We start from the raw sequence: 26,464 nt of genomic DNA, 5'->3' as shown, positions 1-26,464 counted from the left end.
CGTTGATGCCAAAACTAGCCGCATTTCCCAAAGCCTACATGCAGGCGCTCTGCAAAGACGGTTCGATGAAGCTGGCCGAGTGGTTCCAGCTGGCAACCACATTGGACATCGACGGCTTGGAGTTTTACGCCGGGTTTTTGGAGTTGGACGATCCCGCCAATTGGTCCCTGCTGCGAACCCAGGTCGAAGATTTAGGGCTGACCATCCCGATGCTGTGTTGCTCCCCCGACTTCACGCACCCCGATGCCGATTTTCGTGACGCCGAGATCGCGAAACAGAAGCGCTGGATCGAGATGACCCACACACTGGGCGGAAGTTACTGTCGCGTGCTCAGCGGACAGCGGCGACCCGAGTTGACTCGCGACCAGGGTGTTCGGCTTGCCGCGGACAGCATCCGTGCCTGTCTGCCCTTCGCACAACAGCACGGGGTCACCTTGATCCTGGAGAATCACTACAAGGACGACTTTTGGGAATACCCCGAGTTCGCCCAGGCGATGGACGTGTTCTGTGATCTGGTCGCGGCGATCGATCATCCCAATTTCGGAGTCAATTACGATCCCAGCAACGCGTTCCTTGCCGGCGACGATCCGATCGAACTGCTCAAACGCGTTTCGGATCGTGTCGTCACCATGCACGCCAGTGACCGCTACTTGATCGAGGGGACGTTGGAAGATTTGCGCCGCGAAGAAGGCGGGGCGGTCGGCTACGCGAAACGTCTCCGCCACGGAGAAATCGGCAAGGGATTGAATGATTACGACGCGATCTTCGGCGAGTTGGCCGGCAAGGGTTTCGACAGTTGGATCAGTATCGAAGACGGTGTGGAGGGGATCGACCAACTGCGCCGCAGTGCCGATTTCCTGCGAAACAAGATCGCCCAGTATTGGCCGCCGGTTTGAGCGGCCCGTTCTTAGTCGCGGCCCCCTGCCGTCTTTACGGTCGTCTGGTTTTCTGGATGAAACGCGCCAGTTCCTGCATGTCGATCGCGGCGTCGTTGTCTTGGTCGATCAGGGACAGCTTTTGCGGTGACAGCGGGCTGTCCCGATCAGCGCCGCTGGCAACCAGTTCTGCCTTGGAAAGTTTGCGGTCGCCGTCGGAATCGTTTCTTGCGATCAGGATCGAGGCCCGCTTGGCCGCTTCGTCATCGAACCCCAGGCGTTTGCGCTGTTTGGCCAAGTAGGTTTCCATTTCCAATAGCGATAGACTTCCGTCGCCGTTTTCGTCCGGGCTGCCGAGGTCGAGATCGCTGTCTCCTTGTCGAAACAGGTTCGCCGGCACCAATCCGTCCCCGTCCGGGTCGCTCCGCCGAATCACGTTGCGGGCGAGCAATTGGTCTGACGGTGTCAGCCCCATTCGCATGCGACGATCGGCCAAGTATTCGGCAAGCTCCGACACCGACAGCGTCTCGTCATTGTTGCGATCAAACTTCATCGTGGCCGAATCCAAACCCACCGCCTTGAGTTCGTCCCCGGACAACTGGCGATTGCCGTCGGCATCGCCCTGGTTGATCAGCCCCATCGCTCCACCCTGGTCACAGCCTTTGACGCCGAGTTCGTCGCGGAACTTGCGTTCAAACGCCAGGCCGCGAATCAATTCATCGGGCGACAGTTCGTCGTCAGAATTGCGATCGTAGCTGTCGATCTGGTCGGAAAACATGTTGTCCTCCAACTCGCGAAGTTGCAGCTTGCCGTCTCGGTTGCTGTCGTAACGTTTGGTGTATCGGTCTGCCAAAATCGAGTCCATCTGCACGATCCCCGCCCGCTCACGTTCGGCGGCGAGTTTGAGGGTGACTTCGACTTGCTGCAGGTCACCGCTACGGTTGAGATCAAATGGCCGGATCGTTTCACCGGTCCAGTCGAGTCGCTCGAATTCGGACTTGCTGAGTGTCCCGTCATCATCCAAGTCATGTCGAGCGAACAGTTTGGCCGTCGCGGTCAAATCCATTTCCAGCAGCGTGATGGTCAGCGGATCAACGGACTCGGATTGGGAGCTGTCATCTTGGCCAAGAAGTGATGGCGTGACGATGAACCCGGCGAGACACAAGACGAGCATTTTCATGGGGGCAATCACCCCGTAGTTGCAACAACAAAGGAAACGCTGAGTGGTGTGCATCCCGTAAGCCTCGCGATTGAACAAAATGATGGGAGGGCGAAACCAAGTGTCATTGTCGCTGCCATCGCAAAACTGCGGACCGCGATTCGCTCTGACGAACGCTGGCCCCCGCCGCCACGCCCTATTGACGCAGGCGATTATATCCGCTTCCCAAAGACGGGGCTCGATGCGCCCCGCGGAGCCTCCTCGCATCGTTTGACCTTGATTTTTAGCCCCGGTAGTGTGATTTTGAAACATCCGATACGGACCGAACACACCACCGGTGAATCGTCAGACACCGGAGACGATTTGGAGATTGATTTATGAACACACGTTTAACCTTTCTCGCGACCGTTGCCGCCGGCTTATTACTCCTGCCCACAGTCACGTTTGCTCAGCAGCCCGACGCGGTGTCCGGCGGCCAGCGACGCGTGATCGTCGTCAACGGCAGCGGAGAAGCCAGCGGTGTGCCCGATACGGCCGAGATCAACATTGGCATCGTGGTGGAAGAAGACAGCGCCAAAGCGGCGGTGCAGGCCAACAATTCTCAAATGAGGCGTCTGTTAGATCGCATTAAACAGCAGGGCATCAGCGAGAAAGACATCCAAACCAGCAGCTTCAGCGTCTCGCCCCGATACCAACGTTCGCGGAACCCCGATGGCCAGCCGCCCAAGATCGACGGTTACCGAGTGTCCAACCAGGTTCACGTCCGCGTGCGAGAAATCGAAAGACTCGGCGAGGTGCTGGACCAAGTCGTTTCGGCCGGCGCGAATCAAATCAACGGGATCCGTTTCTCGATTTCCAAGACCGAAACGCTGATGGACGAAGCCCGCAACAAGGCGATTCGCGATGCCAAGCGAAAAGCCGGCTTGATGGCCAAGGAAGCGGGCGTCACGCTCGGCCGGATCGTCGAGATCCGAGACCATTCCGGCGGCGGTCAGCCCGCTCCGGTGCGGATGATGGCGATGGCCGAAGCCCGTTCGGCGGTGCCGATTCAAACCGGCGAACAATCGCTTTCGGCCAGCGTTCAATTGACGTTCAGCTTTGAATGATGGGTGGCAAAGTGGAGGAACGTAACAAAACGATGGGGGCAGGGGCACTGCGGGGGCAGGGGCACTGCAAGACGCCGTCCCCAGCCACCATTCGGCCCCGTATCATTCTGCCTCCACTTCCCGCTGTTTGAACCCGCTGCCGATTGACAGGCCATCGATGACAGTTTGATCCGCGGGTTGCTAGCAGTCGACCGGACCATTCTTTTGCTCGACGCCCGTTTCGCCGGTTGGTTGATCGCGCCGACGGCGGTAAATTGCGTGGTATGGATGCCACCGTGAAACCATTGCCGACGATTCGCCAGCTGCCCCCCAATTTGATCAACCAAATCGCCGCCGGCGAGGTGATCGAACGGCCGGCTTCGGTGGTCAAAGAACTGCTGGAAAACAGTGTCGACGCCGGGGCGACTCGGATCGAGGTGTCGATCACCGGCGGCGGGACCGAAATGATCCGCATCAGCGACAACGGTTGCGGGATGTCGGCCGACCAGCTGCCGCTGGCGCTGGCCAGCCACGCGACCAGCAAGCTGCCGACCGACGAAGCTTTGTTTCACGTCCGCACGCTGGGGTTCCGCGGCGAAGCACTCGCGTCGATCGGCAGCGTGTCGCAGTTGACGATCCGCAGCCGCACCGAAGGTGAGACGGCGGGCAATGAAATCCAGGTCCGTGGCGGAGTGATCGATCCGCCCCAGCCCTGTGGCTGCCCGGTCGGAACGGTGATGGAAGTCCGCAACCTGTTCTTCAACACCCCGGTCCGCCATCGGTTCTTAAAAACGGCGCAGACTGAAAAAGGGCACATCGTCGAAGCCTTCACGCGGATCGCACTGGCCAATTCGCACGTCCACTTTGTGCTCAACAACAACGACAAACCGCTGTACGACCTGCCGGTCACCGAGCGGTGGAGCGATCGGATCGCGGCGTTCTTTGGTGGCGAAATTGCCGATTCGTTGATCCCGATCAACAGTGACGATGCACAAATCCGCGTCCAGGGCTACGTCTGTGATCCGTCGGTCAGCCGGGGCAATTCGCGGATGCAGTATCTGTTTCTTAACGGCCGGCACATTCGCGACCGATCACTCCAGCACGCGCTCGGTGAAGCCTATCGGGGATTGCTGATGGTCGGCCGACACCCCGTCAGTTTTTTGCGGATGTCGATGCCGCCGGAGTTGATCGACGTCAATGTCCACCCGACCAAGCTGGAAGTCCGGTTCACCGACGGTGGGCGTGTTTACAGCCGATTGCTGCAGACGCTGCGGCATCATTTTTTGACCACCGACATGACGCAGCGGGTCGGCCCGGCACCGGCGGCCGAAGAGGCGGATCTGACGCCCAGGCCCAGCAGCGAATTGGGGATGCCGGTTCGAGCCGAACAGGCACATCGACAATCGGTGATCGAGTGGGCGCGGACCGGAAACAGCCCTTCGGATGTGTTCGTTTCGCCGGCCGCCGGTGGCCCCACGGCCGGTGCGGGGGCGCCGGCATCCGCTCCCAGCACGGCGACCCGTGCGCTCCCTTCGTTCGGTTCGGTACCCAGTTTTCAACCCTTCCCCGGCGGCCCCACGCCATCGACTCTGCCCGACGCCGCCGATCAAACGGAGCCCGGTCGATCGTCGGACTCTGACCACATCGCCCCCTGGGACGGTCCGCAACAACCCGCCGCCGATGCCGCAGCGGACGGTATCGACCACCCCAGCGTCTGCCACCTGGGGTTTCAAGTCCACAACCGTTACCTGGTCACGCAAGACGAAAAAGGCATGGTGGTCATCGACCAGCACGCCCTGCACGAACGCGTTTTGTACGAGCGGGTGAAGACCAAGGTGCTCGAAAGCGGGCAAACACTCGAATCGCAGGGCCTGCTGGTCCCCGAGCCCGTTTCGATGACACCGGCCGAACGAACCGCCGTGCTGGACCACCGAGACACCTTGGCACAAATCGGCATGGAGGTGGAAGAATTCGGCGGCGACACGCTGGTCATCCGCTCCTACCCGGCGATGCTGAAAAATACTCCGCCGGCGGACATGTTGCGAACGTTGATGGAATCGGTGCTCGGTGGGGGTGAGAAACCCGAACCGATCGAATTGCTGAACCATTTGCTGTCGACCATCGCCTGCAAAGCGGCCGTCAAAGCCGGTGATCCGTTGCGACCGGAGGAGATCCAGGCCTTGCTGGAACAGCGTGACCTGTACAACGACACCCATCACTGTCCCCACGGCCGCCCGACCGCGCTGTTTTTCAGCCGTGACGAACTGGATCGCATGTTCGGACGGCTCGGACCGCGAGCCAGAGCGTCGAAGTGATGCTGGGCTAACCGAGACCCTGCGGGTGCGCTAGAATGGTGACGTCCATTTTCTTCTTTGGCGAGCGTGATGCAGAACGAACCGACCATCATCCTGTCCGGAACCGACCCCGATCTTCCACGCAAACTGCCCTCGGGAATCCGCCGCTATTCGGGGATGCGAGAAATCGCCCGCGGCGGAAACGGCGTGCTGCACGCCGCTTTTGACCCCGTCACCGGCCGCACCGTCGCGATCAAGATGCTGCACGCCGATCACCGCAACGTCCCCAACGAAAAACGGCGGCTGCTGCGAGAGGCCCGGGTCACCGCCCAGCTACAACACCCCAACACAATCCCGGTCTACGAAATCGGCAATGACTTGGTGCACGGCATCTATTTCACCATGAAATTGATTTCCGGGATCAACCTGTTCGAGATCCTGAAACAGATCGCCCGCGGCGACGAAGAAATTTCCAAACGTTACCCCCAGCAGCGGCGGATCTCGGCACTGGCCGATGCCTGCCTGGCGCTGTCCTACGCCCACGCACGCGGGGTGATTCACCGCGACGTCAAACCGGAAAACATCTGGCTGGGAAATTTCGGCGAAGTCTACTTGCTGGATTGGGGAACCGCCAAAGTCTGGGGGTCGATGGATGACCAGACCGTGACACGTTACGACGCGTCCAAGCTGAAAAAGGAAGAAGACGAACAGCAATTGCTGACGTTGACCGGCGGTGGACAACGCCCCGGGACGCCCTTGTACATGTCGCCGGAACAAATCCAGGGCACACGCAGCATCGACGAACGCAGCGACATCTTCAACGTCGGTGTTTGCATGTACGAATTGCTGGCGATCCGCGAACCGTTCCGCGGTGCCAACATCGATCAAACCTTTCGCAACATCATCTCCGGCGAAGTGCCACCGCCGAGTGAAAAGGCGCCGGAGCGAAACATTCCCAAGGCGGCCGACGAAGTCGTCATGCGGGCGCTGCGAAAAAAACCGCACGAGCGATTCCAAACGATGCGCGAAATGCTTGAGGCCCTTGAATCGGTGCTGCCCGAACTGGACGAGGGCTGACCCGAGCCAATGTGCGGAATCACCGGAGCAGTCTGGCAGAGCGACTCACTGTCGATCGATGAGTCGCAGTTACGCAAGATGACCGATGCGATCGCGCATCGCGGTCCGGACGACGACCGCTGTTGGATCGACAACGATCAACGCGATGGCCAGGGACGACGCTACGGCGTTGCACTCGGCTTTCGCCGCCTTTCGATCATCGATGTGGAAGGCGCGCCCCAGCCGATGTCCAATGAAGACGGCGGCGTGCGAATGGTTTTCAACGGCGAGATCTACAATTTCCAATCGCTTCGCCATCGGCTCGAAGGCAGCGGCCACCGGTTTGCCACCCACGGTGACGGCGAATCGATCCTGCACCTGTACGAGGACCTGGGCATTGATTGCTTTGCCGAACTCAACGGCATGTTCGCGATCGCGATCTGGGATTCCCGACGCAGCCGACTCGTGCTCGCCCGTGACCGGATCGGACAAAAGCCACTCTACTACGCCGTCGTCGGTGGTCGATTGGTGTTTGGCAGCGAGCTGAAGTGCCTGGCAGCCGTTCCCGGGGTGTGCAACGAAATCGATCCCGCCGCGATCGATGAGTTTTTGACGTACCAATACATTCCCCATCCCGGAACGATCTGGAAGGGCGTGCGGAAACTGCCCCCAGGCCACGTCGCCGTTTTCGAAAAAGGCAACCTGACCGTCCAGCGCTACTGGGATTTTGACCCCACCGTCGAAGTGCCCCGCAGCAAGGCCGAGGCGACCGAGCGGCTGCAGGAACTGTTAACCGATTCGGTGCGGTTGCGGTTGCAAAGCGACGTCCCGCTGGGATCATTCCTCTCCGGCGGGATCGATTCGTCCCTGATCACCGCGATCGCCCAGCGTCAGAAAGGCGACACGCCGATCCGCACCTTCAGTATCGGGTTCCCGATCGCGGACTTTGATGAGACCGGTTACGCGGCTCAAGTCGCCGAGCACTTGGGGACCAACCACCAACGCTTCGAAGTCCAACCCGATGGCGTCGAGATCATCGACAAATTGGTCTGGCACTATGACGAACCCTTCGGCGACTCGTCTGCCGTGCCGACCTGGTACTTGTCCGAGTTAACCCGCCGCGAAGTCACCGTCGCTCTCTCCGGTGACGGCGGCGATGAATTGTTTGCCGGTTACGATCGCTACCGTGCGCTGTGGTTGAGCACGCGACTGCGAAAGATGTTTCCCATTCACAAGACGCCGGGCATCGGATTGATCCAACGCCTGCCCGACAACAACAAACAGTATTCGATCACGCGACGCGCCAAACGCTTTTTCGAAGCCCTCGGCCAACCCGAAGCGCGACGTTATCTGAATTGGCTGCAGATTTTTCCCGAACGGATGCGGGCGGACCTGTACACCGACGCGTTTGTCGAACGATTGCCGGGGGAAGACCCGTTCGAGTTCCTGGGCGCGATTTGGGATCGCAGTGAAGGACGCGACCTGGTCACGCAAGCGTCGATCACCGACATTCTGTCCTACCTGCCCTGTGACCTGTGCACGAAAGTCGACATCGCATCGATGGCCCATTCACTGGAAGTCCGGCAACCGATGTTGGACCATCGCGTCGTCGAGTTCGCCGCATCGTTGTCGGTGCATCTAAAGTTCCGCGGCCGCCGCGGCAAACTGCTGCTGCAAGACGCGTTCGGATCGACGATCCCGAAGTCGATTTTCACCCGCAAGAAGATGGGATTCGGAATCCCGATCGGCGCCTGGTTCCGCAACGAACTCAAGCCCATGGTGCACGACACGCTGCTCGCCGACGACGCCCGGATCGCCCCCTATTTCCGCCGCGAAGCCGTCGAACGCCTGGTCGGCCAACACGAACGGATGGAAAACAACCACGGCTACCGCTTGTGGAATCTATTAATCCTAGAGAAATGGCTGCGGCAGTGGGCCGGGTGAGCGACGACGACGGTTCATCGTTATTCCGCTTCGAGTATCAGATCTTCGATATGCTCGTTTAAAACAGCTTCCTCGGGGGCGCCGCCGCTTTGCCAGCGGACGATTCCCCGTGCGTCGACCAGAACGAGCGTGGGAAAGCTGGTGACGGACCAATTGTTCGCGATCGGGCCTTGATCTCCGTCGGCCCAGCTTCGCCAAGTCACCGTCTTGTTGTCGATCAATTTTTGCAGCACTTTTTGACTCTCACAGTGGACTCCCAAAAGTGCGAACGGCCGGTCGGCGAGCCGTTGAACCATTTCACGTTCGTTCGGATACATCTGCTTGCAATACGGACACCAGTCGGCAAAGAAATCCAACAAGACAACTTTTCCCCTGTAGTCGCTCAGCTGGAAATTCACACCCGCCGCATCAACCCCCCTAATCTCAGGCGCCTGCTTCCCGACCTTAATGGACTCAAATTGTTGGCGGAGCAGTTTGGACAGTATTTCCGCTTCTTGCTTTTGTGAGTCATCGTCCGAATTGGCCATTGATTGTACCAGCTGATCGGTCAGTGATTCGACTTCATCTCGCCGTCGATTGATCTGGTCCAAGTCGATCGAATCGGGCTGATTCAGCCATCCGAGCAAATTGCCGATCAGCCCCAGGCTGGCTGCTTGGCGGACTTGCTCGTGCGGGCTTTTGTTCAAAACTTGGCGGCAGAAATCACGAGCGATCTCGTTCGGTTGCCTCGCAACCGCTTTGGTGACCGCGTGCAGATGTTTTCCGCTGTGATGATATTCCAATGCCAGGTCACAGACCTCTTGCAACATCACGTCGTCGTCTTGCTGTTGGCACAGTTGTGCCGCGTACGCGAGGGCCTGGACGGCGGGCCAACTGCCCGGATTCTCTTTGGCCAAGACGAGCAGCTGTTTGCAATGCTTGGTTGATAATTCCCCCACACGAGCAATCGCTTTCGCTTGCCCCAATGTGGGAACAGCCTTTTCGATTTCGGCATACCGCTCGGAATATTCCTTCAAGACGCCTCCGACTTCCCGGCTGAGCCATGCCATGGGGTCTTCGTTCTCGCCGGGAGCCATCGGGAGTGCCAGCGGTGTGCCTTCCCGTGCTTTGAGGTAGGCGTCTCGGGCGTGGGCGATGTGCACCGCAAATCCCAGTTGAGGGCTCAGCAGGAACGTATTGATCCCGATCGCTTTACCGTCTTCACTTAGCAGCGGTCCTCCGCTGCTTCCCTGGGCGAGCACGGCGGTCGTCTGAAGCCACCGACTCTGCTCTGGTGACCTCAAGGCCTGCCGCAGGCGAGCGGGCATCTCGTTCGTCTTTCGGACCGCGCTGATCTGCCCCCAACCGGCCGTGTTGGTCAATCCGTTGGGATGACCGAGCGTCCAGACAGAGGTGCCCAGTGCCGGCAACTGGTTGCTCAATATTTCGATGACATGCACGTTTGACGGAATGCCCTCAACGCGAAGGATCGCAATGTCATGCTCGCGATCGACGCTCATCAATTCTGCACTGCGCGGCTCGCTTTCGTCTCGGAACGTCACCTCGATCTCGCCCGCACCTCCAATGACGTGGTAGTTTGTCACCACCAAGCCTGAAGCGTGAATCAGAAAACCGCTCCCAAAAGCAGACGGTTCTCCGTAAATATTCTTGGCGCTGATCACGACAACGCCACTACCGACGCGATCGATCAACGCCGTCCTGCGGTCCTCCGCGACCAGTCGGCCAAGCGGAACTTTGCGCGTCGACCCGTCCGTGTTCTCAAAGGTAAGCACTCCGCCCTTCATCGCGAGCAACTTGGCGTCCAGCTTGGTGGCACCCGAGTCGGTAGAGATCCGCCAAGGCCGTGTGTCTTGGACCAGAGGTTTGATTTCATCCTGGCCCCGCAAAGAGACAGTGCCGAACAAGCATAGCAACAAAGCTGTTAACCAGGGCCTGACGTTCATTCGAATCCTCGTGCGATAAACATTTCTGAATTCAATCGGGATTGATGATCAAGCACGCCGCCCACCGCGGTTCGTCCGTTCCGACGGGCGCGGAGGCTTCCGAAACCGCAGACACCCGAAACCGCAGACACCCGAAAATGCATCTCCCCCTAAAGGCGTGAATCACGCACCCCTGATGGTATCGGTCGCTTGAACACGTTTCAACTGTTTCCCGCTCAGGCAGCGCACAAAAAAACGCCGATGGCGGGGGGAGGCCATCGGCGTTTTGACGCGGAAGTGATTCGCGATCAGGACGTCGCTTGGGAGGGGCGCCGCTAGGCGCTCTTGGTGGTGGGCATCTGGAACAGCTTGTGCTTTCCGGCGACCACGTCCTCGTCGATCGTGTACACCTTGCCCTCTTCTTGCTCGGGCAATTCGTACATGATGTCCAACATCACTTCCTCCAGAATCCCCCTCAGTCCCCGGGCTCCGACGCCTTTGTTGAGGGCCTTGCGGGCGATCTGGTGCAGTGCTCCATCGGTGAAGTGCAGCTCGCAATTCTCCATTTTGAATAGCGCTTCGAACTGTTTGGTCAGCGCGTTTTTCGGTTCACGCAGGACTTGGACCAAGCCCTCTTCATCCAGCTCTTGCAGGTAGCTGACGACCGGCAGACGTCCGACCAGCTCGGGGATCAGCCCGAACTGCATCACGTCCTCGACTTGGATCTCGGCGACCAATTCGCTGTGCGTCTGTTCGTTCAGACGTCCGGCGCCTTCGCCGAAGCCGAGCGTTTTGTGCCCCAGCCGGTCTCGAATGATGTCTTCGATTCCGACAAAGGTTCCGCCGACGATGAACAGGATGTTGCTGGTGTCCAGCTGGATGTACTGTTGCTCGGGATGCTTCCGTCCGCCCTGGGGTGGCACGTTGGCAACGGTGCCTTCGAGCATCTTGAGCAGACTTTGCTGGACGCCTTCGCCGGAAACGTCGCGGGTGATCGAGACGTTGCCGCCGGTCTTGCCGATCTTGTCGACCTCGTCGATGTACAAGATGCCTCGCTGGGCGGCCTCGACGTCAAAGTCGGCCGCGTGCAGCAATTTCAGCAACAGGTTCTCGACGTCTTCACCGACGTAACCGGCTTCGGTCAACGTCGTCGCGTCGCCGATCGCAAAGGGCACGTCCAACATGCGGGCCAGCGAGCGGGCCAACAGCGTTTTACCGCTGCCGGTCGGGCCGACCAACAGGATGTTGCTCTTTTCGATCTCGACATCGCTGCCGCCTTCCCAATCACTGGTCAATCGCTTGTAGTGATTGTGAACGGCGACAGCCAAGACGCGTTTGGCGGACGCCTGGCCGATCACGTATTCGTCCAGGTGCTCGACGATCTTGCGCGGGGAAGGGATGTCGCTGAACAGCTGCTTGCTCGGACCGCGACGGCGCTCCTCCTGTTCCAAGATCGATTGGCACAGATCAATACATTCGGCGCAGATATAAACGTCGCCTGGCCCTTCGACCAATGGACCGACGTCACGATAGCTCTTTCGGCAGAACGAACAAAACGCGTTCTTCTTGTTCGACGAGCTACTGCGCGTGGTACTGTTGTTATCCTTGACGGGCATAAACGACTCCTTATGTGCTTCAAACGACTCGCCGGCCGGTCGACCACGCAGGGAAGGTGTTGGGGGACCGGCACAAGCCGATCCTCCACCACGCTACGTATCCAGTCGACAAGCAGGGACGCGCCGATTGAAAGCTTCAAACGGTTCGGCCCACAGCCCAAGCATCTCTTTCGCGTCATTGCTGGGAAGACGATGAATCATCAAACGATGCGTCATCCGCTTCCGAGCGGGAGGTGAGTTAAAAGAGTCGTCCGTAACGGATGCCTGAGCCCTGGTTGGTAAACTTAGTGGGTAAATGGTTTCCGAAGCCGATTGCCCAGGAAAATTGGGAGGGCCAACTGCGGAAAAGGTGGCATCGTGCACGTCGGAACAAATTGATTCGTCACTGAATCAATGGAAGGTTCAATCCGACGAAGATCGTCTCAGTCGTTACAACCGCTCGCCGTGTCGACTGGCGGCCGTGTCTCCGGAGCGTCCCCTTCGTCGGAACCGTGGGATGCTGCCTGTATTGTTCGGAATTCCTCCTCGCTGATGTCACCTTTCAAACGCATTTCTTCCAAGTTTAAAAGGCCATCGGAGCTCGAATCCCAGTCTCCATTGGTGTAGTCGCGCAACCTTGACACAAGGAAAAATGCGCTGGCAGACACGATGATCAAAATCAGTAGTGCAAGACCAGCCTTCACGGCCGGATCACTCAGTAATTCCATCACCTTCGCCACCGTCTCACCCTGCCAAGCCCGACGACCACCCGGTCGCTCTCCGCCCGAAAGCGGGGACTTCCCAAGACCAATTTCATGATACGACTGTCCAACCAGCAGGGTCCAGCAGATTCGCCCCTGTGAAACTCTTTTTTCGTGTTTCACGGGGTTTGAGTCAACATCGATCTCGGAATTTGCAACGGCTCACCGGTACCACGTCCTTTCCAGGTCGTCGCCCGGAGGCCCACGGACGACGGGCCCGGAAGGGTCACCGTACCCGGACAACAGCGACCGTCATGACGGATCCAACAGCGCCAACGCCTCCCGCGCCGACACCAACCCCAACCGCCCGTGCCCACAGCAACGAAACACCGCCGGCCCGCCGTACCCACTCTCGGTCATCACCTCCCAGACCCGCCCCAGGTCGATGTCGCCATGACCGAACCGCTGGTCACAACCGCGTTCCAAATCCGGTTCGCACAGATACACGCAACTCAATCGGTGCTGCAGCCGTGCCAACCGGGCACCGATCGGGAATTCACCTCCCAGTAACATCTCCCCGACATCGGCCGCCAAGCCCAACGGCGCGTCGGTCCCGATCCATTGCCCGAAACGCTCAAAGTGGGCCACCGTGGCGATCGCATGTTCGGACACCGGCCGCAACGCCAGGTTCACTCCCGAAGACGACGCCAGCTGTACCAGCGGGGTGATCGCCCCGGCCAACCGCTCCAAAATTTGTTCGCCGTGATCGCCCGTCCCCGCCGCGTCGCGGTTACCCGGGCACACCCGGCCTGTGGAAAACGTGGTGGCGACCGCACCCATTTCCGCCGTCCGCTCGATCCAGCGGCGGATCTGGGCGGCCGCCGCATCGCGAATCGTCGCGTCTTGACTGGCCAGGGAATAGGGATCGATCCAGTCCGGGTCATCGTAGAACGGCGCATCCAGGTCGATCACGATCGCGACCCCGTGCTCCTTGGCCGTCGCGGCGATCTCCGCCGACACCGAGTCGAACCAGGACGTGTCCAGATCCCAGCGGCCGCGACTCGGCCGAACCGCAACGGCGCCGAAGCCCAATTCAGCTAGCTTGGGGATCAACGTCGCCGGTTGGTGAAACTCCAAACTGCTGCAATGGAACCCCGGCGTCATCTCACGTCACCCGCAATCGCGTCGCAAGCAACATCGCCGGGGCGACCAACGCAAAGACGATCACCGCCCAGACCGGTCCGGCACCCAAAAACGCGAACGCCGCCGACAACGGGATGATCGTCAAGATGCTGATCCGGATCAGATTTCCGATCACCGCCGGTTCGGGATTGATTTGGGCACGTAACCCGCGCAGAAAAATCGGAAACAGAATCAACGCGATCAACATTCCGAACTGTCCCACCGACGGCACCGTCCATGAGACGCGGGTTTCCGGCGGAGCAAACCCAGGCCCCATGGCCAACATCACACCGCCCAAGAGCATCACGACGAAACCGGTCCGCAAGTTGACCAGGTGGCCTCCGATCGCTTCGTCGCGGGCCACCGTGGTGATCCCCATCACGTAGACACCAAATCCCAGCGCGATGGCCAAGACGTGACGCGGGAGCAGCGGCATCCCTTCGGCCAGCGCCAACACGGGAGACGCGCCCAAAAGAAAGCTCAACACGCGGCAGCCACCCATCGCCGCCGGCGCGATCGGCGTCGGTTTGAGCGGCCCGTCGTAGGCCACGATCAATCCGGCCAGCGCCACCGCGATCGCCGCAGGCAACCACGTCGTCGCCTGACCATCCGCCGGCACATACCCCGATGCCGATGCCAACAACACGCCCAGAATCAAAAACGCCCAGCCGGCGGACCTGGCACGTTTGACCGAGATCGCACCGCTGGCGATCGGCCGCATCTTCCGCTCCGCCTTGTCTTTCTCCAAATCGAAAACATCGTTCAGGATCATGCCGGCCCAATAGAGCGCGACGCCGGCGGCCAACACGAGCGCGAACCGCACCGGCGGCGTGGGCCCGCCGGCGACCAACAAGAACGCGGCCCCCACGTCCGCCAACACCGTGAACACGTTGGGCAGACGAACCAGTTGCATCCAGGCAAGCAGCGGGCCCTGGGAAGCCGGGCCCTGGGAAGCCGGGCCCTGGGAAGCCGGGCCCTGGGAAGCCGGGCCCTGGGAAGCCGGGCCCTGGGAAGCCGGGCCCTGGGAAGCCGGGCCCTGGGAAGTGGGGTGCGGGGGAGTTTGCTCAGCGGTCAACGATTCACTCTTCGATCGCGGGTGCTTCCGAATCGCTCTTTGAATCGCCGTCAGATTCCTGTTCCAGGTTGGACTTCAAATCCTCCAACAACAGCGACATGCGTTGCTTTTGGCTTCGCGAAACCCCCTCGGCGAGCTCGACTCCCTGCTGGGCGGCTTTGATCGCGTCTTCAAAACGCTCTTCGGCTGCATGCAACCGGGCGATCAGTTCCAGCATCGCGACCTTGCCGTCGTCCTCGACATTCTCCATTTCTTTTCGCAACGCTTCGATCGCTTCGCCACCGAGCGGTCCGATCTTTCCGCCGTTTTGAAGGATGTTGTAAAGCGTCATCGCGTGGCGGAACAACGCTTGGGGATTCCCCTCGGTCGCTTTGCGTTCCTCTCGATAGAACGCAAAGTCGGCTTCGGTCGGATTGCCGGACAGGAAATTGAATTGCGGCTGGACGGCGCGTTGCACGGTGATCAGTCGTTCTTTCAAGTCCGCGTCGTCGGTTTCGGCGATTTGGTCGGCGAGCATTTTACTGGCCTCGTCGAACCGTCCGCGGCCGGCGAGCTGGTCTAGCCCTTGAAGGATTTCCTGGAACTTTTGCTCGCGTTCGATTTCCGCTTTAAAGGCTTCGCGGTCCCAGCTGTCGTTCAGGACCGCCTCCAGTGGCTCTTCCAGCTCGCCCGGGTGACCGATCCATTCGATGATGCCCGTCTTGCCGACCAGGAAAGACGTCGGAATGCCGTTCTGGCCTGCAGCTTCCATGTAATCGCGTTGGGTCGATCCGTCGGGGTCGGTCGTCAGCGTGTACGGCAGGGTGACTTCGGCGAACGAGACGTCTTTGCCGGGATAGGGTTTTGCCAGCAAGGCTTCGACTTCATCGACCGTCTCATCCGAAATGCTGATGATTTGGACACCCTCGTTGCGATGTTTGGTTTGCAATTCGGCCAAGTGCGGCATGCTGGCGATGCAGGGTCCGCACCAGGTGGCCCAGAATTCGACAACGTAGACGTTGCCCTTTTTGAATTCGGACACACGCGTGTCGTCCTCGTGGAAGTAATGCTCGATGTCCAATGCGGGAGCTTTCGATCCGATCCCCAGCGAGGGTTCGGCTTCGGCCGGTCGCAATGTCAACGCGGCGACGACGGCACAACAGACGGCAAACAGGGCGATACGTTTCATCAGTGAGATCTTGAGAGATGCGGGGGGAGTAAGGGTGGGGGCAGAGGCTTCGATTCCGCCGGTCGGGGATTGGGATTCGGGCAGGGATGGGGATTCAGGAATGTTCATTGCCCAAACATTCTACGAACCAGCGGATCAACAGCAGAGTGCAATTCACGACCATTAAAATGGTTTTTGACCGCCGATCCCCGACACATGTCCCGCAACGACGATCCTCAGCCCCGCCGCCCCGGGGTCTGTCCCCGTCACCCCGGGGTCTGTCCCCGATGGATATCACCCCGGGGTCTGTCCCCAGGGGATTCGGCCGACGGAGAGAGAACCCACGGATGGCAGCGCGTACCCACGGATCTCTTGCTGCTTCCCATCCGTGGGTTCGCCCTGCCATCCGTGGGGCTATTCAAGCAGATCGTCCGGGGACTGTCCCCATCAGCAGATCGGTCCCCATCAACAAGCAGATCGTCCGGGGACTGTCCCCATCAACCCGGGGACTGTCCCCATCAACCTCGACGCTTTGCTAGCTTTCCTCCGTCAACATCTGGGGTCTGTCCCCGCCGGTGAACATCTGGGGTCTGTCCCCGCCGGTGAATTGCTAGCATTCTACCAGGGCTGGAAGCATTCGTTCGGGGTCTGTCCCCGGTTGTGGTGTCCTTGCAAGCATTCGTTTGGGGTCTGTCCCCGCTTAGGCGATGGGACGCCGGCAATGCTTCGAAACTTCGCTGGCTGATCGGGGTTTAGTTGCGCTGACCGCACTCTGCGGGTTCCGCTTTTCGATTCCTCTCTGCTCGGGAGCTCTTCTGTCATGACCGACCAAAATCGCCACCAGCGTGGGTGGGCCTTCCGCTACCCCTTGGTCCCCGCCGTCGTTCTGACCGGAAGCCTGGTCGTCGCGACGGCAGCCGGTGCGGCGGATTGGCGACGATTCTTGGGGCCCCAAGGCAATTCGATCAGTCCCGATTCGACCCACGTCCCCGAAACCTGGAGCGACACCGAAAACGTTCAATGGAAAGCCGATCTGCCGGGCCAAGGGGTTTCCAGCCCGATCGTCGTCGCCGGAAAGGTCTTCGTGACCAGCTACTCGGGCTACGGCACCGGCGGTGAAGACGAAAAGATCGAGGATCTGAAACGTCACCTGTCCTGCTTCGACGCCGCCACCGGCGACTTGCTGTGGGACAAGACGATCGATGCGGTTCAACCCGAAGATCCCTACAGCGGGATGGGTGTTCCCGCCCACGGCTACGCCAGCCATACGCCGACTAGCGACGGCAAACACGTGTTCGCCTTCTTCGGCAAAAGCGGCGTGATCGCGTTTGATTTGGACGGCAATGAAATCTGGCGCAACAGCGTCGGCACGGGCAGCGGCCAGCAACGCTGGGGTTCGGCGTCCAGCCCGATCGTCTATCAGTCGGACGCGCAGACCCTGGTGATCGTTAACGCGTCGGACGAAAGCGAATCCCTGTTCGCCTTTGACGCCGCCACCGGAAAAGAAGTCTGGAACACGCCGGCAGGCGATTTAGCTAGCACGTGGAGCACGCCGAATCTGGTCAAATCCGGCGACCGCACCGATTTGGTGATCACCGTCCCCGGCGAAGTCTGGGGGCTGAACCCCGAGACCGGCAAACTGCGATGGTATTCGCGAGGCACCACCGACAACACCGCCTCGGCCAGTCCGATCGTCGTCGATGACGTGGTGATCGCGGTGGGAGGTCGCAGCGGTGACGCGGTGGCGGTCAAAGCGGGAGGCAAGGGCGACGTCAATGAATCGCACGTGGTCTGGGATGCTAACATCCCCGGCCGATTCGCGACCCCGATCCACCACGACGGCCACCTGTACGTCTTCAACGGCGGCGTCTTGAGCTGCTATGACGCCAAAACCGGCGACCGCGTCAACCAAAAACGACTCGCCGCCAGTCGCGGCGGCGGAGGAGGCAACCGCGGCGGAGGAGGACGGCCCGGCGGTGGTTTCGGCGGCGCCCGAGATGATTCCGGCGGTGACCGTGGCCCGCGCGACGGTGATGGCGAGCAAGCCGGTGGCCGCGGGCGGGGCGGTTTCGGCGGTCGGCCCGGCGGCGGCGGAGGTCGCGGCGGGTTCGGTGATCGACGCAACCAGGAGTACGCCACGCCCGTCCTGGCCGACGGCAAAATCTACGTCGTCGCACCCGGCGGCGAGGTCCACGTCGTAGGCGCAACCCCCGAGATGGAATTGCGGCAAACCAACAAGCTGACCGACGATTCCGGCTTCTCCGGCTCACCGGCGATCAGCGACGGCCGACTTTATCTCCGCAGCGGATCGGCACTGTATTGCATCGCCGAATAGGGCGCGCGTGGGTTTCGTCGAGGCGGCGACGGGAATCAACGTGTCAAAACACGCGCCCGGCGAGTATCGTTTTCCGCCGGATGCGGTACGATAGAGGTCCGATCTGGCCGTTCGCACCCACTAGCCTTCGTCGTCACCTTGTTCGCTCGACTCTACGCCCGCATCGTTTTCTGGCCGACGCTCGCCTGGAACTTTCTTCTGGGCCGCGTGTTGCATCGCCGCCGTTGGTGGGACCGCATCGATAGCCATGTGATCGTCGGTGCGTATCCCTTTGCCAGTGACGTCGCATCGCTGCGTGGTGAAGGAGTGCGTGCGGTGGTGAACACGTGCGAAGAGTACAAGGGGCCGATGTTGCAGTACGAACAACACGGGATCGAACAACTGCACATCCCCACGACCGACTTCACGCACCCGCGATTACAGGATGTGGAAGCCGCCGTTGAGTTCATCCAAAAGTACAAACTGCAAAACGACAGCGTTTACATTCACTGCAAAGCCGGCCGTGCCCGCAGCGCGACGATCGCGATGTGTTGGTTGATCAAGTACGGCGGCATGACGGCCGAGCAAGCGCAATCCCATCTGCTGGCCGCCCGCCCCCACATCAACCCGAAACTGGCAACCCGCCCGGTCGTCCAACAATTCCAGGCGGCACTGAAAGCGGCCGAGAGCGAAGCAGGCCTTTTCCCGGCGATTGAAGAACCCTTGGCGGCGACCAGCCCCCCGGACACCGAGCGACCCGATATCTTATTGTAAACGTGCTCCCAAACCCTGCAGCTGAGTCCACATTGCCATGGACGGACCCGAACTCACATCGACGGAGAATCCGGGGATCGATGCGGACACGATCAGCACCCTGCGATTGGCCATGCTGCCGGGCATCGGACCGCGAACCCTGACCGCATTGATCGACGCTCTCGGTTCGCCCCAACAGGTGTTGGACGCGGCTCCAGACCAACTGGCCGTCGTCCCAGGTGTGGGGCCGAAACTGATTCACACGATCCGCACGGCGTCGCACCACGTGGACACCGAATCGATCGTCGCGTGGTGCCGCGACCACGACTGTGACTTGCTTCGCAAAGGCCACCGCGACTACCCGCGACCGCTGGAAGACCTGCACGATGCCCCGCCGATTTTATTCGCCCGCGGCCGGCTGACCGATGCCGATGAGTTGGCCGTGGCGATTGTGGGCACCCGACACGCGACGGCCTACGGGACTCGCCAGGCCGATCGGATCGCATACGGATTGGCCAAAGCCGGGGTGACGGTGGTCAGCGGGATGGCGCGTGGGATCGACGCGGCGGCACACGAGGGAGCCTTGTCGGCCGGCGGGCGAACCATCGCCGTGTTGGGCGGCGGACTGGGAAAAATCTATCCGCCCGAACATGTCGGGTTGGCCGACGCGATCGCCGCCGACGGCGCGGTGATCAGCGAATACGCCCCCGACGCCAAACCGCGCGGCGGCATGTTCCCCCAACGCAACCGAATCATCGCCGCGCTCTCCCTGGCAACCCTGGTGATCGAAGCCCCCGACCGCAGCGGCTCGTTAATCACCGCCCGGCTGGCCGGCGAACTCGGCCGTGACGTCCTTGCGCTTCCCGGTGCGGTGACCAGTCGGGCCTCGCGCGGGGCAAACCGACTGATCCGCGACGGCGCGACGCTGGTCCAGACCGTCGACGACATTCTGGAATCACTGGGGCCGATGGCTCGCAGCGTGCAAACCGACGACGGTCACGAAGTGCGGAATCCGGCCGAACTGAAACTCAACGAACTCGAACGCACCGTGCTGGAATCGGTCGACGCCTCCCCCACGTTGATCGACCAGGTGATCGCCCGCAGCGGATTGCCGGCCCACCAGGTCATGGCGACCATCAGCGTGCTGGAAATTCGTCACCTGATCCGCCGCCAAAGCGGCCAATACGTCAGCCGGATTTAGCACCGCGCAGCAGCATTGGCTGGCTGTCGGGCACTGGCGCGATCGGGAAACGAATCGTAGACTAGTGCTCCGCCGCGGCTCGGTGTTTCGGTAGCGGAACTCGCCAAGAGTTTCGCACTGTTGCGGCGACGCCGCACCCGGGAGACCGAAAGCCTTGGCGGCTTCCGCGACGACACAAATCCGCGAATTGAGCTGTAGTAAACGACTAGCATGATCGCATTGATTTCGGAGCACAAACTCGTGACACGCATTACCGGCTTTTCCTGCAGGGCCACATGACCGAGACCTCCACCGTCGCGCTTGCGGCCAATCAAATCCACCAAGGCGATTGCATCGAAAAGCTGGCTCAGATCCAACCCGGATCGGTCGACCTGGTCTTCGCCGACCCACCGTTCAACATCGGGTACAGCTACGACGTCTACGACGACCAGCAATCACACACCGACTACCTGGACTTTTGCCGCGGTTGGATCAGCGGTGTGCACCAGGCACTCAAGCCGGACGGATCGTTTTGGTTGGCGATCGGTGATGAATACGCCGCCGAGTTGAAGCTGTTGTCCCAGGAGATCGGTTTCTCCTGCCGGTCTTGGATCATCTGGTACTACACCTTCGGCGTGAACTGCGTCCGCGGATTCAGCCGTTCGCACACGCACCTGTTCCACTTCGTGAAGGACCCCGAACAGTTCACCTTCAACGGCGACAATCCGATGGTGCGTGTTCCATCGGCCAGGCAGTTGGTCTATGCCGATGCCCGCGCCAACACGAAAGGACGGCTGCCGGACAACACCTGGATTTTGCGTCCCCAGGATGCGCCCCAGTTGGGATTCAGCCCCTCGCACGATACCTGGTACTTCGCCCGCGTGGCGGGGACGTTCAAGGAGCGCGAAGGGTTCCATGGGTGCCAGATGCCCGAACAGTTGCTGGGACGAATCATCCGCGTGTCCAGCAACCCCGGCGACCTGGTGCTGGACCCGTTCGGCGGCAGCGGCACGACGTTGGTGGTCGCCAAGAAACTGGGGCGCCGATTCATGGGCATCGAATTGTCCGAGGACTACGCCGCGCGGATCAGCGAGCGATTGTCGGCGTGCCGCTCCGGTGACCCGCTGGACGGCCCGGCCGATCCGATCAAGAGCGCGCCGACGACGTCCAACGGAAAGAAACGCACCGAGTTCCGCGACGGCCGCCCCGTGATCCCCTTGGATGACCGCAACCGGAGCGTCATCCAAAACGCCTTTGCAGACGTCTCGAAAAAACACAGCGCCGAAGAACTGTTGTTCGACCCGATCCGCAACGCGCTGTTCGTGCGGTATTGCAAAGACGCCAAACTGCTCGGCGACGCACGGACGTGGAACGAGTTCTTATTGAAGCTTTCCGATCAGGGGCAACTCGACGGCGAAGGCAAACACAAGAAGGTCTCGCTGAAGACCATCTTGCGGTGCTGCGACGCCGCGGAAATCGCCTTCCAAATGCTCTCGGTCGATTACGCCTTGGACCTGGAACAGATCCTTTGCACTCCCGATGCCGCGGCAGAGTTTGACACGATCGCCCGGCTGTTCGGCGGCGACCATTCGGAAATCGATTATCGCACCGCGCTCTGGCACTTTCGGCGGATCGCGACGGCGGACAAAATCACGCGGGCGGCCAAAAAACGCGCCGCCGAATTCGCCGCCGAAGCCCCGCCGGCAGCGGAAACCATCGATTCGTATCTCAGCAACGATGACGAACAACCGGTCGCGGGCGTGTATGCGATCTCCGATCCCGATTCCGTCTTGTTTATCGGCCAGACGACTGACATCGCCGCACGACTGCGACAGATCCGAACCAGTGAAGGCTGGAACAAGTTTGAACCGACCGAGGTTCAAGTCTGGCCGATCGAAGACGCCAAAAAAGCCTTGGTGCAACGCAGTTTGCTGGTCACACGGCACAAACCTTGGCTGAACGCCCATTTCCTGCATCAGCCGATCGCGACGACACTCTTTTAAACCATGTCGCAAGGACCCGACAAACCGATTCCTCTGGAAATCACCCGCGGCATGGCGGTGTTGATGGGCGTTGTCATGGTCATCGCCTGGTTCGGGGCCGTCGGGGATCGGGCCGATCATCAATTCGGCCGGCGTGGGGGCCACGCGTTCGGGTCCTGGACCACGCCGGACATCGTGCCGATTCTGGACCAGACGGTGCAGTCGTCGGAATTGGGGCTGCGGATCAATCCGGTCGACGGTTATGTGTTTTTTCGGATCAACCAGCCCGGCGACGATGGGCGGGCGAAATCGACGATTTCGTTCATCAACCGAAACGCATCGATCTTGGGGCAAATCCGATCCTTCACGCCCGGCGTCGCACACTGGCCGCCCACCGCGGACGATTTTCCGCCTTCGGTCCAGCTGGAAAGGGGCGACGAAGACGCGACCGAGCCGGCCGTGCTGCGGGTCGGGGCGAGCGACGATTTTCAGCTGCAGGTCCAAACGATGCGCTACGACCAGGCGACCATCCACTGGGCGTCGCCGCGGAAAAGCTCGGCCTGGCCGCTGCGGGTCCACCTGGGAAAATGCGCTGTAGGTCACCGGACGCTGCTCGTTTCGGTGTACGAAATGGACGCCCGAACACCGACCCCCGACTACCAACAGGGGCCGATTGCCGCGCTGGCCCAGGCCCTGGGGCCGCTGTAATACGTCGTGCCGGGGCTTTCGAGGGCGTTTTTTTCTCAGGTCGACCGAACTCCACCTGCAAATCTTTCGCCGTTTCACTATCTTCGCTTCTGTATCGCATTCCCCGCCCCCCCGGTCCACCGTCAACTTGGATGTAACATGACACGACCTCGCCCCCGTCGCGCCCTTGCTTTGCTCGGCCCGTGGGTCGTCGCGCTGCTGAACGGCTTCGCCGCCCCGAACGTCCTGCCCGCCCAAGACGGCTCGCCCGGCGAAGGGCTGCCCGCACAGATCGCCGCGGCGGCGCGACAGTCGGCCGACCAGCTGGATCCGAACCGGATCGCGGGTGTGGATCCCAGCGGCCAGGCGTTCCAAGCGGCGATCGACGGGCTGCGCGAGCACTTGTCGAAAACGGCGACCCAAGCCAACGCCCAGGCCTGGATCGATTACCTGGAAATCGAACCCGCTCTGGAGGCGATCGCGTCACAGGCGAGCGATGTCGATGTGGCGACCAAAGCCACACGGATTTCGCAAAAGGCCACCGGCATCCATCCGGGACTCGAGGTTCCGGCGGTCCGCGACGTCCGCCGCGCCGCACAACAATACAGCAACGCGCTGCGGTTTCGCCGCAAAGAACGAACGACGGCGTTGCTGGGGCAACTGCTCGGACGCACGGCCGACCAATGGACCGAAATGACGACCAGCCCCTCGCCGGATCAGATCGCGACGTTGCGGTTGTTGTTGGAGTTGCTTGAACGCACCGATCAACCGGTCGCTTTGGTCGACCGCACTCAAGCGTTGTATTCGTCGACCAACCTGCATCTGACCATCGATGGATCTTTGGTCCAGCGGGTCGCCAATCGCAGGGTCGACCAATCGTCCCCCGTACGTGAATGCATCCTGGGTACACGCATCGTCGGCAACGCGTTTCTGAACGGTGATGTGACGACCACACTGCTGCCTTCGACCGGCAGTATTCGCATGCAAGTGGCGCTCAACGGAACGGTCACGACGGCCAACCGCGGCTACAACGGTCCGGTCCGGCTGAGGACGTCGGGATTCGGCCATGTCCACGCCTCGCGAACGCTGCAAATCCGCGAGTCGGGAATCCAATTCGATCCGGTCGTCGTCTCGGGCGCCATCAACAACCGCATCAATTCGATCGAACACCCGTTGCGTTTGGTGCGACGCATCGCACAGAAAAAAGCCGCCCAACAAAAGCCATTGGCCGATCGCATCGCCCATCGAAAATTCATCGCCCGGCTCACCGACGAATTCACCAAGGAAACCGAAGGCGCCCTGGCCCAACCGATGCCCGACTTGGCCGGCCAAGCCGAAGCGTACCTGCAACGCCTGGACTTCGCCGAACCGCTGCGGACGATCGGATCGACCGCCCACGCCATCTATCTCAAAGCAACGATTCGCAAGAACAACCAGTTGGCCGCGCCGATGTCGCCGCCGGCGATCACCGCCACCAACGACGCCACCGTGCAAATCCACGAATCGCTGGTCGACAACACCATCGGCGCGCTATTGGCCGGACGCACGATGACGCGGACCGAATTGCAACAGCTGGCCAGCAAGACCAAACGCGGTGCGGAGATCCAAGCCGCCGCTGCGGACGAGGAAGAAGAACCGGAATTCGAAATCGATTTCCACGACAGCCGGCCGATCATCTTCGAAGCCCGTGACGGAAAGCTACGCATCGGGATCCAAGGCACCCGATTCGCGCAAGGGTCGCGCGAGCTGAAACGGTTGCTGGAAATCGTCGCGGTCTATCAGCCGCGGACCACCGAGAGCGGCGAGATCTTGCTGGAGCGTGTCAGTGAAACGGAAATCAATTTCCCCGGCACGAAACGCTTGAGCGTAGGGGAAACCGGTTTACGCGCAGCGATCAAAAAGGGATTCGCCAAAGCGTTCCCGGAAACCCTGATGGACCGGCCGTGGATCATCCCCGCCGACGCGAAGGTGCCCGCGCTTCAAGGCCAGAACTTCCGCCCGCGATACTTTGACGCCCAAGACGGTTGGTTGACATTGGGGGTCAGCTCCTGACGGCAGATCGTGCATCGCCGGTTGAACGTAGCTACCTTCGCCAGAAGGTGGACTCCCGTAGTTTCCCACGCTCTGGCGAGCGTAGCTACGTCGGGAACGCACTGTCCAGCTACGCATCTTCGGGATGTTTTCGAAACACGACGATCGCGAGAAAGAAGGCGGCGAAAATCAGGATCCCGCCCAACAGGAACGGCGCGCCGGCGAATTGGAACTCCGCCTCGTCGCGGGTGAAGTAGCCGAACAGACCGCTGGTGAAAACGATCGGCGCGGCGATGCTGGTCAATCCCTGTAGCGACGTCAGCGCCCCTTGCACCTCACCGTGTTCGGTTTCATCAACCCGCTTGGTGATCAAGCTTTGGATGGCCGGCCCGGCCAGGCCGCCCAGTGCACCGACCGCAGCGATCACGGGCAGCATCCAGGCGGCGGTCGCAAACGCGTACCCGAAAAACGACACCGCGGAAATCACCGTGGCCATCAACAACACGTGCCGTTCGCCGAACCGTTTGACGATCGGTCGCACCAGGCCGCCCTGCACGATGATCGCCAAGATCCCCACCCAACCGAGGAACAATCCCACGGTCATCGCGTTCCAGTCGAAGCGGAATTCCGAAAACAGCACGAAGACGTTTTCCAGACCGCGCTGGGCAAATGCCTTGAGCAGAAACACCGCGGCCAGGGCGGCTACCAGGGGATATCGCCGAAGCGTGCCGACGGCCCCCAGCGGTCTGGCATTCCGCAGCGAAAACGCTCGACGTTTTTCCGGCGGCAACGATTCCGGCAGGATGAAGTAGCCGTACAACCAGTTCACCAACGCCAAGCCCGCAGTGACAAAGAACGGGACGCGGATATCGATTGCCTCGCCCAACACGCCGCCCAGCGGTGGTCCGAAGGTGAACCCGAGACCGAAGGCGGCGCCGACCAGCCCGAAGTTTCGCGCCCGGGTGTCGTCATTGGAGATGTCCGCGATGTACGCATTGCCGACGGTGAAGCTGGCGCCGAAGACGCCCGAGATCAATCGGGCCAGGAACAACAACCACAAACTGTTGGCAAACCCCTGGATCATGAAATCGACGCCCAGTCCGAACAGCGCGACCAGCAAGATCGGCCGCCGTCCGAATCGGTCCGAAAGGCCACCCAAGATCGGCGCGAAAAAGAACTGCATCGTCGCGTAAGAGGCGACGATCAATCCGTAGTACCACGAGGCACCCGACTCATCCAGTCCCGACAATTCCTGGACCAGTGCCGGTAACACCGGAATCACGATCCCGATGCCCAGGATGTCGATAAACAGCGTCACCCAAATGAACAGCATCCCCGGCTGACGACGCTTGGGCGGTTCGCCCGAGGCGACGTCTTGGGGCGGGGGGGCAACAGGCGAGTCGGAATCGGGCTGGGCGGAAGCGATCGCCGTGTCGTCGCCGGACGTTCCGTTCGGCTCAGGCTGGTTCATGGGGGACGTTC

At 60.9% G+C, this 26,464-nt stretch carries 19 protein-coding genes; 11 read left to right on the top strand and 8 right to left on the bottom strand.

The annotated features are described in order from the left end of the window. Window positions 1-5 precede the first annotated feature (5 nt). Entirely contained in the window at window positions 6-896 is an 891-nt protein-coding gene (locus H1B37_RS05570; RefSeq protein WP_182865633.1) for a sugar phosphate isomerase/epimerase family protein, read from the top strand. A 34-nt stretch (window positions 897-930) separates the two neighbouring features. Here H1B37_RS05570 and H1B37_RS05565 read toward each other — a convergent pair whose 3' ends face one another. After that, window positions 931-2,055, bottom strand: a complete 1,125-nt coding sequence (locus H1B37_RS05565) for an EF-hand domain-containing protein (RefSeq protein WP_182865632.1) — start codon at window positions 2,053-2,055, stop codon at window positions 931-933. 356 nt (window positions 2,056-2,411) lie between these two features. Between H1B37_RS05565 and H1B37_RS05560 the strand changes: the two genes are divergently transcribed. From H1B37_RS05560 to asnB, 4 genes are all read left to right on the top strand, one after another. Continuing rightward, window positions 2,412-3,140, top strand: coding sequence for an SIMPL domain-containing protein (locus H1B37_RS05560; RefSeq protein ID WP_182865631.1), 729 nt, complete (start codon window positions 2,412-2,414; stop codon window positions 3,138-3,140). Window positions 3,141-3,403: 263 nt separating this feature from the next. Continuing rightward, window positions 3,404-5,434 carry a DNA mismatch repair endonuclease MutL gene (gene mutL, locus H1B37_RS05555; RefSeq protein WP_182865630.1) on the top strand — a complete coding sequence of 677 codons (2,031 nt, stop codon included), beginning with the start codon at window positions 3,404-3,406 and terminating at the stop codon, window positions 5,432-5,434. 69 nt (window positions 5,435-5,503) lie between these two features. Next, a complete protein-coding gene (locus H1B37_RS05550; RefSeq protein WP_182865629.1) occupies window positions 5,504-6,490 on the top strand; it encodes a serine/threonine protein kinase in 987 nt (328 codons plus the stop codon). 9 nt (window positions 6,491-6,499) lie between these two features. Then, a complete protein-coding gene (asnB, locus tag H1B37_RS05545) occupies window positions 6,500-8,413 on the top strand; it encodes an asparagine synthase (glutamine-hydrolyzing) (RefSeq protein ID WP_182865628.1) in 1,914 nt (637 codons plus the stop codon). A 20-nt stretch (window positions 8,414-8,433) separates the two neighbouring features. Here asnB and H1B37_RS05540 read toward each other — a convergent pair whose 3' ends face one another. The 6 genes from H1B37_RS05540 to H1B37_RS05515 all read right to left on the bottom strand — a co-directional run bounded on the left by H1B37_RS05540 (window position 8,434) and on the right by H1B37_RS05515 (window position 16,056). After that, window positions 8,434-10,356: a trypsin-like peptidase domain-containing protein gene (locus H1B37_RS05540; protein ID WP_182865627.1), complete on the bottom strand. Its 1,923-nt coding sequence runs from the start codon at window positions 10,354-10,356 to the stop codon at window positions 8,434-8,436. A gap of 314 nt (window positions 10,357-10,670) precedes the next feature. Beyond that, the gene (gene clpX, locus H1B37_RS05535; RefSeq protein ID WP_182865626.1) at window positions 10,671-11,951 is read right to left on the bottom strand and encodes an ATP-dependent Clp protease ATP-binding subunit ClpX; all 1,281 of its coding nucleotides are present in this window, start codon (window positions 11,949-11,951) and stop codon (window positions 10,671-10,673) included. Between the two features lie 422 nt (window positions 11,952-12,373). Beyond that, a complete protein-coding gene (locus H1B37_RS33665; protein ID WP_286177424.1) occupies window positions 12,374-12,814 on the bottom strand; it encodes a hypothetical protein in 441 nt (146 codons plus the stop codon). Between the two features lie 129 nt (window positions 12,815-12,943). Beyond that, window positions 12,944-13,795 carry a sugar phosphate isomerase/epimerase family protein gene (locus tag H1B37_RS05525; protein WP_182865625.1) on the bottom strand — a complete coding sequence of 284 codons (852 nt, stop codon included), beginning with the start codon at window positions 13,793-13,795 and terminating at the stop codon, window positions 12,944-12,946. A gap of 1 nt (window position 13,796) precedes the next feature. Next, window positions 13,797-14,726, bottom strand: a complete 930-nt coding sequence (locus H1B37_RS05520; protein WP_182865624.1) for a UbiA family prenyltransferase — start codon at window positions 14,724-14,726, stop codon at window positions 13,797-13,799. A 166-nt stretch (window positions 14,727-14,892) separates the two neighbouring features. Continuing rightward, window positions 14,893-16,056 carry a TlpA family protein disulfide reductase gene (locus H1B37_RS05515; RefSeq protein WP_182865623.1) on the bottom strand — a complete coding sequence of 388 codons (1,164 nt, stop codon included), beginning with the start codon at window positions 16,054-16,056 and terminating at the stop codon, window positions 14,893-14,895. A gap of 799 nt (window positions 16,057-16,855) precedes the next feature. On the opposite strand from H1B37_RS05515, the gene H1B37_RS05510 reads away from it, so the two are divergent. The 6 genes from H1B37_RS05510 to H1B37_RS05485 all read left to right on the top strand — a co-directional run bounded on the left by H1B37_RS05510 (window position 16,856) and on the right by H1B37_RS05485 (window position 25,003). Continuing rightward, the gene (locus H1B37_RS05510) at window positions 16,856-18,370 is read left to right on the top strand and encodes an outer membrane protein assembly factor BamB family protein (RefSeq protein WP_182865622.1); all 1,515 of its coding nucleotides are present in this window, start codon (window positions 16,856-16,858) and stop codon (window positions 18,368-18,370) included. Between the two features lie 138 nt (window positions 18,371-18,508). Then, window positions 18,509-19,123, top strand: coding sequence for a phosphatidylglycerophosphatase and protein-tyrosine phosphatase 1 family protein (locus H1B37_RS05505; RefSeq protein WP_182865621.1), 615 nt, complete (start codon window positions 18,509-18,511; stop codon window positions 19,121-19,123). A gap of 37 nt (window positions 19,124-19,160) precedes the next feature. Beyond that, window positions 19,161-20,303 (top strand): DNA-processing protein DprA, encoded by a 1,143-nt coding sequence (gene dprA, locus H1B37_RS05500; protein WP_182865620.1) that lies wholly within the window; start codon window positions 19,161-19,163, stop codon window positions 20,301-20,303. A gap of 275 nt (window positions 20,304-20,578) precedes the next feature. Continuing rightward, window positions 20,579-22,285, top strand: coding sequence for a DNA-methyltransferase (locus tag H1B37_RS05495; RefSeq protein WP_182865619.1), 1,707 nt, complete (start codon window positions 20,579-20,581; stop codon window positions 22,283-22,285). A gap of 3 nt (window positions 22,286-22,288) precedes the next feature. Further along, a complete protein-coding gene (locus H1B37_RS05490; protein WP_182865618.1) occupies window positions 22,289-22,972 on the top strand; it encodes a hypothetical protein in 684 nt (227 codons plus the stop codon). Between the two features lie 138 nt (window positions 22,973-23,110). Further along, window positions 23,111-25,003 (top strand): hypothetical protein, encoded by a 1,893-nt coding sequence (locus tag H1B37_RS05485; protein WP_182865617.1) that lies wholly within the window; start codon window positions 23,111-23,113, stop codon window positions 25,001-25,003. A 109-nt stretch (window positions 25,004-25,112) separates the two neighbouring features. Here the strand turns inward: H1B37_RS05485 and H1B37_RS05480 are convergent, their stop codons facing one another. Next, the gene (locus tag H1B37_RS05480; protein WP_286177423.1) at window positions 25,113-26,453 is read right to left on the bottom strand and encodes a TCR/Tet family MFS transporter; all 1,341 of its coding nucleotides are present in this window, start codon (window positions 26,451-26,453) and stop codon (window positions 25,113-25,115) included. Window positions 26,454-26,464: the final 11 nt, after the last annotated feature.

Source organism: Stieleria mannarensis, assembly GCF_014154935.1.
GTDB classification, from domain to species: Bacteria; Planctomycetota; Planctomycetia; order Pirellulales; family Pirellulaceae; genus Stieleria; species Stieleria mannarensis.
Note: the sequence above shows the minus strand (reverse complement) of the source record. Positions and strands in the feature narration are given on the sequence as shown.